This is a genomic window from Cyanobacteria bacterium GSL.Bin1, assembly GCA_009909085.1.
In the GTDB taxonomy this organism is placed as follows: domain Bacteria; phylum Cyanobacteriota; class Cyanobacteriia; order Cyanobacteriales; family Rubidibacteraceae; genus Halothece.
The window spans coordinates 1-13,327 of record JAAANX010000173.1 but is presented as its reverse complement, the minus strand read 5'-3'; the positions used below and the strand labels follow the sequence as shown (position 1 = coordinate 13,327).

The window sequence follows — 13,327 nt, the reverse complement described above, 5'->3', positions numbered from 1 at the left end:
CTTGTTGAGAAGCGGTTTGATCTTGGGAAACATTACAACTGCCGCTAATGAGTTCTCCACCTTCAACAATCGTGGTGCAGTTCTTTGCGCGATCGCTGACTTCGATTCGGGGAGCAGGTAAACTGTTTTCATTAGCTTGGGGGTAATTCTTGAAATCAACGTAATCGTTAGTTGCTGCTCCCACTTTTTGCCAACGGGGAACTCCAGATTCGGATTGGGGGTTAGAGACTGGGTTATTACTTGCAGAATTAGACGCTCTTGATTCAAAATTACCGGTTGGTTGAGATGGCTGGGAAGATTCAGCAACACTTTCTGGATCAGAAGGATTCGCCTGAGGAATTGCTGCTTCCTTAGGAACCTCTGGGGCTGAATTTGAGGGAGAGTTAACCAGTGGTTGAATGGGTTGTAGTTCTTGCTTCGGTTCCGATTCTGGTTGGGCTTGAGAGGTTAATTGGGTTGATGTCGCTTGCGCTTGCGATTGATTAAGTTGAAGTGGAGTAGCTGATTGATATTCAGGACGATCCGAGGGTTGTTTATTATCTTGGGAAGATGGAATTGGCTCTACAGCAGAAGAAGGCTGTTCTTTCTCAAGATTAGGGAGGGTTTCTACTGTTGATGAGGATGTTGAAGAAGATTGCGCTATTTTTTGATCACTCCTCCCGAGAGCATTACAGGTACTACTGGGCAGTACTCCATCTCCTGAGCCTGATGTACAATTAATAGCAGCAGTGTTAACCTCTGGCTGAGGGGTCGATAAGTGACTTTCTTCGCTTGGTGACCCCATGTTGGCAGCTAGGAGATCATTGTTATTATTTTTCTCTACCTTCTGCCAAACCAGAGATTCGGATTCTGCTGCTGATTGTGGAGTGGGGGAACTATTACTATTTTGAGGATTGGGTTGTCTCGGGTCAACTTGAACGGTGGCTTGCGGGTTTTGAGACGATTGAGCCGCTTCTAAATAAGCCAGTTCCGAGGCGGTTGCTTCCTCGGCAACGTCTGACCCTGAACTGGAAGGAACGTTAACTGCTTCTTGAGTAACTGCTGGTTTGGACTGAGGGGTCGATAAGTGACTTTCTTCGGTTGGTGACTCCATGTTGGCAGCCAGGAGATCATTGTTATTATTTTTCTCTACCTTCTGCCAAACTAGAGATTGGGATTCTGCTGCTGATTGTGGAGTGGCAGTGGGGGAACTATTACTGTTTTGAGGATTGGGTTGTCTCGGGTCAACTTGAACGGTGGCTTGCGGGTTTTGAGACGATTGAGACGCTTCTAAATAAGCCAGTTCCGAGGCGGTTGCTTCCTCGGCAACGTCTGACCCTGAACTAGCAGGAGCATTAGCTGCTCGTGAGGTCGCTTCCGGTTTTGGCTGTTGTTGCCATTGCAGTTCAGGCTGTGCTTCCACTTTTGCTTCCGGTTGTGGGGCGGGTGAAGCTAATGCCGTTTTCATTTCCGGTTCCTTGATATGGATAGGAGAAGCCGATTTATAATCCGGAAGAGCTGGTTTTTCTTGATTCTCTGTGGACGCTTCGATCGGTGCAAGGGAGAAAGCGGGTTCCTCTTGATTCATCTTTTTGTCTTCTTGCACTGGTGATTCTGGAGAAGCTTGCGCTGTTACCACGCCACCACTAAGTAAACTAAGAGGAAGTAAATATCCTAAAAGTAAGAGATGATGTTGCCCCTTCGGAGGGGAAAATCGGGAAACATGCGAAAGAGGTTGCTGAGTCATCTTTACCATTCCAGGCGCGATCGCGCTGTTGATTTTACTGATAGCCTAAGGTTATTTTACCAGTGCGATCAAGAAAAGTTTATGAAAATACTCAACATGCCTGAGCACTATTTACAACTCGCGCCCGTTGAAATAAATAACCCGTCCCTCGCTCAGTGATAATGAGTTCTGGATTTTTAGGATCCGCTTCAATTTTTCCTCGTAATCGAGATACATGAACATCAACCACACGTAAATCGCCATGACGCTGCGGGGCATAGCCCCAAATTTTTTTGAGGATTTCTGTTCGGGAAATCGATTCCCCAGAATGACTGGCTAGCAACTCTAACAAATTATACTCGCGACCCGTTAAACGAACTAACTCGTTTCCCATATAAACGCGTCGCTTGTTCGTATCAATTTGCAATTTTCCCACTTGCATCACTCCCGAAGCAGGAATGACTGCATCCGTATTTTTCTTCAAGCGTCGTAATACTGTATGAATTCTTGCCTCTAACTCTTTCGGCGAAAACGGCTTGACTAAATAATCATCGGCACCAATTTGTAACCCGGTAATGCGGTCTGCTACATCTCCTAAAGCAGTCAGCATAATAATGGGAACATTCGACTCTTTTCTTAACTCCTTACAGGTGAAATACCCATCCCCATTGGGCATCATCACATCTAAAACCACCAAATCAGGCTGTTCTGACGCAAATACCTCTAAAGCCTGTTCTCCATCAGCAGCAATCACAACTTCATAGCCCACCATCGATAGGCGAGTTTGTAAAATTCTCCGGACCGCTGCTTCATCATCGACCACAAGAATTTTTTCCATTTGATTTGCCACGTTTAATACTCCTTGCAAAATTGCTTAAAACTCGACTGCAATTGGTCTATTTTGATCACAATTCTTTGACAAACTTTTAATGATTTGCCAATTAATATGCTTATCACTAAAAAGGACTTTTCGGTTACTTAATTCATTTTTTCTTAGAACGAAACTTACTTCTAAAAGTGACTTCAGATTTTTTTGTATACAAACTTGAGCCAGCGTCAATGCTATTTCAGTAAAGAATTATTAAAATGTTATCACAATGATAACATAAGTTTTCAGGATTGTCGGTGTCAAAAAAAGTGATTACATATCATAAAAAAAATATTTTGAAAAGTACTTTTTAAGATTTATTTATTATTAAATGAGCATATACTTCAATTTTAGTTGAGTTTTAATTCATTCACGACATCAAGTCAATAATGATTCATCAACGACTGGTATTATGTTTTTCTATACCTTAGCCGTGATAGCTGACTGAGGGACTAATGCCTAATCCATTCCTTGGCGTCAGAATTCCACCAGAACTAGAGCAGGCGATCTTTGAGCGGATGCAACATACCGGTCAGAGTAAGTCCGACATCGTAATTGCTGCCCTCGAAACTTACTTAGAACTTCCCTCCTGTCATCAGCGCTTAACTGAAGTTGAGGAACGTCTGGCTGAAGTAGAATCAGCATTGAAAACTCATCAAAGTGACGACTCAATCAATTACGGTGAATAATCAACCTCTACTCGGATTTATTAACCTTGATAAACCCCTTAACTTGACTTCTCATGACTGTGTGGCAAAAGTGAGACGTTGGACAAAAATGAAACGAGTCGGACACGGGGGGACCTTAGATCCGGCGGCAACTGGCGTATTACCCCTAGCTTTGGGAAAAGCGACTCGCTTATTACAGTTTTTTGCTAATACCAAAGTTTACAAGGCGACCCTCCGTTTGGGGTGTCGGACAGCGAGTGACGACTTAGAAGAGGAGATTATTGAAAAAACCCCTGCTTCTCACTTAACCCTAGAAGTCATTCAAGCCTATTTACCCCAATTCCTAGGCAAAATTAGTCAAATCCCCCCAATGTATAGTGCAATTCAAAAAGACGGAAAGCGAATCTACGATCTAGCTCGACAAGGGAAAACAGTGGAGTTACCGTCACGAGAGGTCGAGATCGACCAGATTAAAATTTTAGATTGGCAACCGGGAGAGTTTCCAGAACTAACCCTTCACATTGCTTGTAAAAGCGGGACATATATCCGTTCCATTGCGCGAGATTTAGGAAATGCCCTCGACGTTGGCGGTACCCTTGCTGGTTTAAGACGAACCGAAAGTAGCGGCTTTACGCTTGAAAAAAGTCTTTCTCTTTCTACCTTAGAAACGCAATTACAAACAGGAACATTTACCCCCCTTTCTGCCGATGAGCCGTTACAGCATTTAGAGCCCATTGATTTATCTTCAGAACAAGCCAAACGCTGGTGCCAAGGGCAGTTCTTAGTGTTGCCAGAGGAATGTGAACAAGCAAGTTTTGTCCGCGTTTATGGCGAAAATGGAAACTTTTTAGGCATTGGGGAGAAACTCCCTCCCCAAGTTTTGAAACCCAAAACGGTTATTGCATCCTAATTGCCTAGAGTGTTAACGATTGTGGGTTATTTTCAATTAACTGCGCTAGATCTTGTAAGAAGGCAGCCGCATGAGCGCCATAAATGATCCGGTGGTCGCAAGTAATCGTTACGCTCATTTGACGACGCACCCCAAACAAACCATCATCCGTGGCAATGACTTGGGGGCGAGACGCACCAATGGCAAGAATTCCCCCTTGTCCAGGCGGTAAAATGGCATCAAAGCGATCCACACCGAACATACCTAAGTTGGAGAGAGTAAAGGTGCCAGTACTATATTCTTCTGGCTGTAATTGTTTAGTCCGAGAGCGTTTCACCAAGTCTTTCCAATTGCGAGACAGAGTATAAATATCTTGTTCTGCTGCATTTCGTAGTACTGGCGTAATTAATCCGCCATCTTCCATCGCGACTGCCATCGCAATATTAATGGCAGCACTGTACTGCGTGCCTTGATCGCTATAGCTAGCATTGACCAAAGGATGTTTTTGCAGCGTCATTGCCACGGCTTTTGCCAGCAGTGCGGTCATGGTGACCCCTTTAGACTTAATTTGTTTGTAAAGTTTGTCCAATTCATCCGTAGTAATGGTGTAACCAACATGGAAGGTAGGAACCTGTACGGTTGCTGTCATATTGCGGACAACAGAACTTTGCAGGGTAGTGAAGGGAACGACTTCGCCTTTTCCAGCAGCAGGAGCTGTTTGCGGTGTAGGTTGAGGAGCAGCTTGAGGAGTCAGTTGCGGTGAAGGCTGAGGGGCAGCTTGGGGGGTAGGTGCTGTTGGTGCTTGGCCCGTTGCTGCTTCTACGTCTGCTGCGACAATCCGACCATAGGGACCACTGCCCTGGAGGGTCGCTAAGTCAATATTATGTTGTTGGGCTAATTTGCGGGCGCGGGGAGAAGCAACGACCCGACCATTTTCTTTGTTTGCCGTGGAAGCCGTTTGGGGAGCAGATGCTGCCGATTTTGGAGCGGAAGCGGGGGTGGCAGCAGGTTCGGGAGTTTTTGTTTCAGCAGGTGCCGTATTACTGGCAGTCTTTTTGCTCACCGCTTGCTGTTTTGCGGTTTCGATTTCGTCTTCGGTTTCTGCGAGTAAGGCAATGGCAGAACCGACAGGGGCTTGTTCTCCTTCTTGAACTAGAATCGTTGCTAAGTACCCATCATGGAACGACTCCACATCCATATCTGCTTTGTCTGATTCCACTACGAGCACGGTTTCCCCTTTCTCTACCTTGTCACCCGGAGATTTTGCCCAAGAAACAATTTTTCCTTCGGTCATGGTTGAACTGAGGGCAGGCATGAAAATGTCGCGGATCATAGAGTCGTTCCCTTAAGCGTAGATAATTAACAGTCAATAATTAACAATTACCAACTATACCAATGATTCGGCTCTGATGGCACACCGAAATGAGACGATTTCTCAGTTCTCGATAAGCTTGCCTAAAGAAGGGGCTAATTCAGGACAACGGTAAGAACACTTGTCGTAACACTCCCTGAATACTCAGCTGAATTGCCTGGTACAAAACGAGGAGAAAAAGTTGATTATGCTATTAAAAATGATGAAGAAATTATTATGTTGTTCGAGTGCAAAAATCAGAGAGTTGATTTAAATTTCGCCCATAGGAGTCAACTTCACAGATATTTTCATGCGACATCAGCAAGGATAGGTGTTTTAACTAATGGTGTGACATATTGGTTTTTTTCTGATCTTGAAGAAGATAACCTAATGGATGAAACACCCTTCTTGATCATTGATTTACTTAATATCGATAACCTGACATGCTCCCGTTAAATTGGCATTTTTGTTCTTAATTTGTCATATTTAGTCTAGGAGAACCAAAATAATTAATCATATTATTTTAATTTTTGTTTTTCTTACCAAACAGTCCCCCAAGAAATCCACGACCGCCATTTCCTTTTTTGCCAGCAGCAGGGTTTTTGGACCCACTATCGGTTCCTTTTCCTTCTCCTAAACGTTTTTGTAAAACTTGTTTTCCTTCTAATGCCATTTCATTATTCGGGTCAAGTTGGAGTGCTTTGTTAACATGAATTTTTGCCATTCCCAGTTGACCTTGTTTGACATAAGCTAACCCTAATAGGGTATGAGCTTGACTATTTTTAGGATCGAGCTTTAAAGCTTCTCTTAGCTCCATAATGCCTTTTGTGTAATCTTGTTTATCAATAAACTGTTTTCCCCGACGTAAATAAGGAGCAACCAGTTTTCCCACTTTTTCTTCTGGAGAAATTTCCTCGTTTGTATTTTGCGAAGGTGGCGTTTCCAGTTGTTTTGTTTGCCTTGATTTGTCAGTTTCTGCTTTAATTTTTGTTGCTTCTTCTGTTTGAATTTGACCATTTTTTACCATCAAATAAACCAGATTAAATTCACTAATTAAGGCGATATTTTTCAAGGCTTTATTCAATTCTTGATATTCTTTGCTAGCCAGTCCATTCAGATATTTTTTATAAATTAAGTCAATATTACTCTTATCTCCTGCTTGGGCGAATTCTTGCGCGTTTTTACTTTTTAATTTGACTTTTCCTTCTTGACCAATATGGGTAGCAATTTGTTGCAAAACTAATAAATGTTCACTACGAGAAGATTGATTTTTAAATAAATTTTCGTAGGCAGGGTTCACGAATTTAGATAATAATTGATCAGCGATTTGATTTTCTTCCTCAGTTTGTAATTTTCTCAAATCAGGAAAAAGAAGCCGAGTGATTTGCAAATACCGTTTGCGAACTTGCTCCGGAGAAGCACCAATGGGAAGTCCGAGAATCGCATGATAGTCAACAATATTAAACTGAAATAGTCCACATTTAATTGGGGCAAGTGTTGGCATTGGAGACTCCTGGTGAAAAAGTACTGCAAGCAAGTCATCTTAAATTGGGTTGACTTTACTGACAAAGTCTGTGATTTAAACTATTTTAACGTTAGTTTGAGATCGATTAAACCTTTGATTGTTTTCTCAATAGTGGTGACAAAATCCCCTTCACTCCAATCTCAGGTCATCATAAGAAAATAACTTACTTCTATTTTAGATCACAATATTAATGTGCGTACTGAAAGAAGAATCATGAGTCGATTTAACGATGAGACATCCTTAGCCAGGGGGATTGAGCAAGGCTTGACTGAGAGGAGTATGGATCCTCTGATTGGTTGCAAGAATTCTCCCTTCTGCCAAAGAAACGGTACTTTCATCATAAGCACTCGTTTTTCCTCCTGCTTCTTCGACTAAAACCATTCCGGCTGCCATATCCCAAGGGGAAAGTCCGCGTTCCCAATAGCCATCAACCCGCCCACTGGCTACATCGGCTAAATCGAGGGCAGCTGAACCACTGCGCCGCACCCCTTGTGTCAGATGAGTGAGATGACAAAACTCCGCATAGTTATTATCCTTCGTTTCACGGCGATCATAAGCAAAACCTGTTACCAGTAAACTATTTGCCAGGTTTTGGGTTTGGGATACATGAATGGGCTGACGGTTACAAGTCGCTCCTAACCCGTGAGCTGCACGAAAGAGTTCTGCCCGAGCTGGGTTGTAAACGACCCCGATTTGGGGCACACCGGCAATGAGCAAACCAATTGAAACCGCGTAAATGGGATATTGGTGAGCATAATTTGTCGTCCCATCGAGGGGATCAATTGCCCACAGATAATCCGCTCTTTGTTCTCCGAATGAACCTGATTCTTCCGCTAAAATACTATGAGTGGGAAAATGGCGCTGGATAATTTCTAAAATGACTTTTTCCGAAGCGCGATCGGCATTGGTGACTAAGTCGCCAGAGCGGCCTTTTTCCTCCACTTGGCTCAAGTTTCCCCAATACTCTTGGAGGACAGCACCTGCAGCCAGGGCAGCTTCGGTGGCAATTTCTAAATAGGTTTTGAGTTGGTCCGTTGTTTCCACGAAGTGATGATCCCAAAAATTTAAGCGACTGCTTTGATATTTTAAACGGATTGACTTCACTCAATGGCGATTCCCTTGCCTTTTCCTTTACGGAACTGTTCATCAACGTGATAAAATCTGCTAGAGGATTTTGGGATCAAGTCTATTCCTGTGTAACTAGCGATTTCCTTGTTTAAATTTTAGGAAGATCAAGCGGTTATCTAGCTGCCAGCAATTGGTGTGATTCGTCTCGTCGAAAATCCCAAAGTCCCATACAGTAGATCCAGATAGTAAATTAATAAGAAACTAAGGCTTGTCAAGCATGGTCAGCACTAAAGCAAAAACAAATGTCGGTCGGATCGTGCAGGTTATCGGTCCGGTGGTTGACGTAGAATTTCCAACGGGTGAGTTACCTGAAATTTATAATGCCTTACGGATTGAAGGCAAAAACGAAGCAGGAAATAATGTTGCCGTTACTTGTGAAGTCCAACAACTCCTCGGCGATCGCGTAGTTCGTTCCGTTGCAATGAGCGGAACCGATGGTCTAGTTCGCGGCATGGATGTGGCAGATACCGGCGCTCCCATTAGCGTTCCCGTGGGTCAAGCTACTCTCGGTCGTATTTTTAACGTTCTTGGTGAACCCGTTGACCAGAAAGGAGATGTTAACTCTGAGGATCAATTCCCGATTCACCGCCCCATTCCTCAACTGACTGAATTAGAAACTAAACCTTCCATTTTTGAAACGGGCATTAAAGTGATTGACCTGATTGCCCCCTATCGACGCGGTGGTAAAACGGGTCTCTTTGGTGGTGCGGGTGTGGGGAAAACCGTCATCATCATGGAGCTGATTAATAATATTGCTAAAGCTCACGGTGGTGTTTCTGTATTTGGCGGTGTGGGAGAACGCACTCGCGAAGGAAACGACCTCTACAGTGAAATGGTCGAATCGAATGTGATTAATGCTGAAGACTTGAGCCAATCGAAAGTTGCCCTGGTGTACGGTCAAATGAACGAACCCCCGGGTGCGAGAATGCGCGTGGGCTTAACGGCGCTGACCATGGCAGAATACTTCCGGGATGTTGGGAAGCAAGATGTTTTGCTCTTTGTGGATAATATCTTCCGCTTTGTACAAGCCGGGATGGAAGTATCAGCCTTGTTAGGACGGATGCCCTCGGCGGTGGGATATCAGCCGACGCTCGGTACCGATATGGGTGACCTGCAAGAGCGGATTACTTCTACCAAAGAAGGGTCGATTACCTCGATTCAAGCGGTTTATGTCCCTGCAGACGACTTAACGGACCCGGCACCGGCAACCACCTTTGCTCACTTAGACGCAACGACTGTATTGTCTCGGGGATTAGCGTCAAAAGGAATTTATCCCGCGGTGGATCCCCTTGATTCTAGTTCCACGATGCTGCAACCGGATATTGTTGGGGAAGAACACTACGATACGGCACGTGAAGTTCAGGCAACATTACAACGCTATAAAGAACTGCAAGACATTATTGCCATTCTCGGTTTAGATGAACTCTCGGAAGAAGACCGCTTAACGGTGGATCGCGCTCGTAAAATTGAACGCTTTTTATCGCAGCCGTTCTTCGTAGCGGAAGTCTTTACCGGTGCGCCCGGAAAATACGTCACTTTAGAGGAAACGATCAAAGGCTTCCAACGGATTCTTTCCGGGGAACTCGATGATCTTCCCGAGCAAGCCTTCTACTTGGTCGGAAACATTGAAGAAGCGATTGAGAAAGCGCAAAAAATGAAGGAAGAGCAGTAATCTGACCAGCAAGGCGATGGGACTTGAGGGGAGTGCTCCCCCTCTGCCCCCTGAATTAAGTTATCAATAAGTTGATTAAAAAATATGAGTTTAACTGTACGCGTTATTACCCCAGATAATACCGTCTGGGATTCATCGGCGGAAGAAGTGATTTTACCCAGTACAACCGGACAATTAGGAATTTTAAGCGGTCACGCTCCTTTGCTTAGCGCTTTAGATATTGGGGTGATGCGGTTACGTCCCCAAAAAGATTGGCTCAGCATTTCGATCGCGGGCGGATTTGCCGAAGTCGAAGCAGATGAAGTGACGATTCTAGTCAATAGTGCCGAACGAGGTGATGACATTGACCCGGACAAAGCCCGTGAAACTTATAACGAAGCTAAAGAGCGTTTAGAGAAAGCACAAGCAGCAGATAAGCGCCAAGAAGTTATTCAGGCAACTCAAGCTTTAAAGCGAGCGCGATCGCGCCTGCAAGCGGCTACTGGCAAAGCACCGGAATAATTATTTTTTCAGTTAGCAGTTACCAGTCATCAATTGAAATCAAACTTGGTAACTGTTAACTGATCGCTGGTCACTGTTAGTTGCTACCCGCAAAGACAATGTTGGGGAAATGTTGTTGTGCGTCTGCCATGGGGGTATGCTTAATATTTTCTTGCCAATAATTAATAACTTCTGTGGCTTGGTTAAGCAAATCAATTTTTTCTTCTTCAGTAATCCAACTTTTGGATTCTAATTCCTCTTTAAGCTGTTCCCAAGCATCGTTGCGCGGCCAAAAGAAATAAGCAGTTAAAGGACTGGTGCCTTTTCCAACCACCTGATCCACAGCAACGGCGACATTTTCATCTAACCATAAAACCTTTAAAATAAAACGCGCTTCGGAAGAGACTTCGACAGATTCCATTGAATTCAATCATTAATGCTAATTGTACAGTCCTTTATTCTAACGGATATTCTTCATGTCATCACCGCAGGCAATTGTAATTTTTGATATTGATGGCGTGGTGCGCGATGTTGCTGGCTCTTATCGACGCGCCCTCGCTGATACGGTAGAACAGTTAACCAAGGGAGCTTATCGTCCTTCTCCAGAAGCCATTGACGATCTCAAAGGGGAAGGGATTTGGAATAATGATTGGGAAGCGTCACGAGAGTTAGTCTATCGCTATTTTGAATCCCAAGGTCAACCGAGAAAAAATCTGGAAATTGACTATACCGAATTAGTTGCCTTTTTTCAGTCTCGCTATCGGGGAACCGATCCCCAAGCCTGGAATGGCTATATTGCCGATGAGCCCCTTTTGATAAGTCAAACTTACTTGGACACTCTCACCCGTGATCAGATTTTATGGGGCTTTTTTAGTGGGGCAACTCGAAGTTCGGCAGAGTATGTCCTGCAACAGCGCTTAGGGTTACGATCGCCGGTGCTAGTGGCAATGGAAGATGCACCAGGAAAACCGGATCCCACCGGATTATTTGCGACAGTTGAGCAACTCTATCCCGATGATCCCTTACCGGTTTTTTATGCCGGAGATACAGTCGCCGATATGCAAACGATTCGGAAAGCGCAATTGGCACAACCGAATCGGAAGTGGTTTGCTGTAGGGATTTTACCCCCTCATGTGGTCGCTGGATCACCGCAGCGCGTGGAACAGTACAGGCAAAACCTCAAGGATGCAGGCGCAATCATGGTGTTGAACAATGTTGAGGAATTATCAGGGAAAGTAGTTCAGACAATGGTTAGCTAGTTACAGTTAATTGATCGTAGTGAACACAAATGGTTCTCTCAAAATTTGTTGTTTAAGTAAGTCGGCATAAAAACATAAAATGATTGGGGAAGTCCTAGAATCGGTAGAACCGGAAAGGTTAAATTGCCCATACTAAAGGCAGATTTGAAGCACAATGTTTCGTTTCAAAAATTGGTTTTTAGATTAGCGCTATCTATTTTTATAGGGAGAGTCCCCTCAACTGAGTGCATCTTAAAGGAATGAAGGATAAAACCAATGCCCGGGGTAATTAATGACAATAAAAGAAACCGACTGTTTTGGCTAACGCTCAGTTTTACCTTTGCAATTCTTTATAGTTTTCTGGCGTTACAAGAAGCATTTAGTAGTGAGTATGTTATTCAAGATGATGCAAGACAGCACGTTTTTTGGACACTGCGTTTTCTCGATTCTAATCTATTTCCTAATGATTTAATTGCTGACTACTTTCAATCCGTAGCACCACTAGGATATAGTTTTTTATATGAATTAATTGCTCAATTGGGAATCAGTCCAATCGTTTTTAGTAAACTGCTGCCATTGGGATTAGATTTAATTTTAACCGGTTATTGCTGGGGGATTACTTTAGAAATTTTCCCGGTTCCCTTAGCAGGATTTTTGAGTACGTTACTGTTCAACCAATACCTGTGGCTACGAGATGATTTAGTCTCAGGAACTCCCGTTGCGTTTATCTATCCTTTATTCACTGCGTTTGTTTGTTACTTACTACGACAAAAATTGATTCCTTGCTTAGTCAGCATCATCTTACTCGGTTTATTTTATCCACAAGGCGTTTTAATTGCAGCAGGGATTTTAGTCTTAGATTTAATCACTTGGAAGCAGGGAAAGTTAAGTTTTGCTTTACGCCAACAATGTCAGTTTTGCTTCTTAGGGATCTTCGTTTCTTTTGGGGTAATGCTGTTTTACGCTTTGAAATCTTCAGCCTATGATCCGGTTATTAGTGCTGAACAAGCAAGGACAATGTTGGCATTTTTAGAAGATGGGAAAAGTGAGTTTTTTGTGAGCGATCAAGGAGACTATTGGGTAACGGGACAAAGAAGTGGGTTGATGCCTCGGTTTCAAACCGTATTACCGTTAATTGCAACGGGTATTTTCATTTTATTATTGCCTTTTCGATATCAGTTCTCTTTATTCTCAAAAATTAGCCAAAAAGTCAGGATTTTAGTTGATATTACCCTGGCCTCGTTGGGAATGTTTCTGTTGTCTCATTTGTTCCTCTTTCGCTTGCATCTTCCCAGTCGTTATACGGAACATACATTGCGTTTGGTTAGCGCGATCGCGGGGGCAATGGCATTTGTTATTTTAATCGCAACGCTAATTCAAATGAGTCAGAGATTCCAGCAGCCCTATCGAACATTCAAACAAAGTTTAGTCATCAGCGCGATCAGCTTACTTTTGGCAATTCCTATATTCAATCCGTTATTAATGGACGAATTTCCTGATACGGAATATGTGGTCGGTAACTATCCCAATCTCTATCAGTTTTTACAACAACAACCTCAAGACAGTTTAGTGGCTTCTGTAATTGAAGAAATCAATAATATTCCAGTTTTTGCCAAGCGATCTATTCTCATTGGTGGCGAAGGGTATCCGGTTCCGTATCACCTCGGCTACTATCAGAAAATTCAAGCCCGAACCCAGGGTAAGCGCAAGAAAAATGAAGCTGTAATATGCTATTAGAATCCATCTAGCAATCAGGATTGGTCATGGCAAAAGGTTTTGGTGAAGCATCTATTTCCCCTAAAG

The 13,327-nt window shown here is 43.5% G+C and carries 13 protein-coding genes; 7 read left to right on the top strand and 6 right to left on the bottom strand.

The features are described from left to right. Both GVY04_20095 and GVY04_20090 read right to left on the bottom strand, forming a co-directional pair. On the bottom strand, nt 1–1,726 hold a 1,726-nt coding region (locus GVY04_20095; GenBank protein ID NBD18347.1), incomplete at its 3' end, for a hypothetical protein. A 91-nt stretch (nt 1,727–1,817) separates the two neighbouring features. After that, complete coding sequence (locus GVY04_20090; protein NBD18346.1) at nt 1,818–2,543, bottom strand: response regulator; 726 nt, start codon at nt 2,541–2,543, stop codon at nt 1,818–1,820. A gap of 485 nt (nt 2,544–3,028) precedes the next feature. Here GVY04_20090 and GVY04_20085 point away from each other — a divergent pair, with 485 nt between their 5' ends. Both GVY04_20085 and truB read left to right on the top strand, forming a co-directional pair. Next, nucleotides 3,029–3,262, top strand: a complete 234-nt coding sequence (locus tag GVY04_20085) for a hypothetical protein (protein ID NBD18345.1) — start codon at nt 3,029–3,031, stop codon at nt 3,260–3,262. 19 nt (nt 3,263–3,281) lie between these two features. Further along, complete coding sequence (truB, locus tag GVY04_20080) at nt 3,282–4,151, top strand: tRNA pseudouridine(55) synthase TruB (protein NBD18344.1); 870 nt, start codon at nt 3,282–3,284, stop codon at nt 4,149–4,151. A gap of 4 nt (nt 4,152–4,155) precedes the next feature. Here truB and GVY04_20075 read toward each other — a convergent pair whose 3' ends face one another. Further along, a complete protein-coding gene (locus tag GVY04_20075) occupies nt 4,156–5,463 on the bottom strand; it encodes a 2-oxo acid dehydrogenase subunit E2 (GenBank protein NBD18343.1) in 1,308 nt (435 codons plus the stop codon). Between the two features lie 192 nt (nt 5,464–5,655). Here GVY04_20075 and GVY04_20070 point away from each other — a divergent pair, with 192 nt between their 5' ends. Next, the gene (locus GVY04_20070; protein ID NBD18342.1) at nt 5,656–5,937 is read left to right on the top strand and encodes a hypothetical protein; all 282 of its coding nucleotides are present in this window, start codon (nt 5,656–5,658) and stop codon (nt 5,935–5,937) included. A 67-nt stretch (nt 5,938–6,004) separates the two neighbouring features. On the opposite strand, the gene GVY04_20065 is transcribed toward GVY04_20070, so the two are convergent. Together GVY04_20065 and GVY04_20060 are read right to left on the bottom strand one after the other, a co-directional pair. Beyond that, nucleotides 6,005–6,985 (bottom strand): tetratricopeptide repeat protein, encoded by a 981-nt coding sequence (locus tag GVY04_20065; protein NBD18341.1) that lies wholly within the window; start codon nt 6,983–6,985, stop codon nt 6,005–6,007. A gap of 261 nt (nt 6,986–7,246) precedes the next feature. After that, complete coding sequence (locus tag GVY04_20060; GenBank protein NBD18340.1) at nt 7,247–8,050, bottom strand: inositol monophosphatase; 804 nt, start codon at nt 8,048–8,050, stop codon at nt 7,247–7,249. 301 nt (nt 8,051–8,351) lie between these two features. Here GVY04_20060 and atpD point away from each other — a divergent pair, with 301 nt between their 5' ends. Together atpD and GVY04_20050 are read left to right on the top strand one after the other, a co-directional pair. Further along, a complete protein-coding gene (gene atpD, locus GVY04_20055) occupies nt 8,352–9,806 on the top strand; it encodes a F0F1 ATP synthase subunit beta (GenBank protein ID NBD18339.1) in 1,455 nt (484 codons plus the stop codon). Between the two features lie 84 nt (nt 9,807–9,890). Then, the gene (locus GVY04_20050; protein NBD18338.1) at nt 9,891–10,307 is read left to right on the top strand and encodes a F0F1 ATP synthase subunit epsilon; all 417 of its coding nucleotides are present in this window, start codon (nt 9,891–9,893) and stop codon (nt 10,305–10,307) included. 76 nt (nt 10,308–10,383) lie between these two features. Here GVY04_20050 and GVY04_20045 read toward each other — a convergent pair whose 3' ends face one another. Next, nucleotides 10,384–10,707 (bottom strand): 30S ribosomal protein PSRP-3, encoded by a 324-nt coding sequence (locus GVY04_20045; protein ID NBD18337.1) that lies wholly within the window; start codon nt 10,705–10,707, stop codon nt 10,384–10,386. A gap of 55 nt (nt 10,708–10,762) precedes the next feature. Here GVY04_20045 and GVY04_20040 point away from each other — a divergent pair, with 55 nt between their 5' ends. Then, nucleotides 10,763–11,545, top strand: coding sequence for a TIGR01548 family HAD-type hydrolase (locus GVY04_20040; GenBank protein ID NBD18336.1), 783 nt, complete (start codon nt 10,763–10,765; stop codon nt 11,543–11,545). A 255-nt stretch (nt 11,546–11,800) separates the two neighbouring features. Next, a complete protein-coding gene (locus tag GVY04_20035) occupies nt 11,801–13,261 on the top strand; it encodes a hypothetical protein (protein NBD18335.1) in 1,461 nt (486 codons plus the stop codon). Nucleotides 13,262–13,327: the final 66 nt, after the last annotated feature.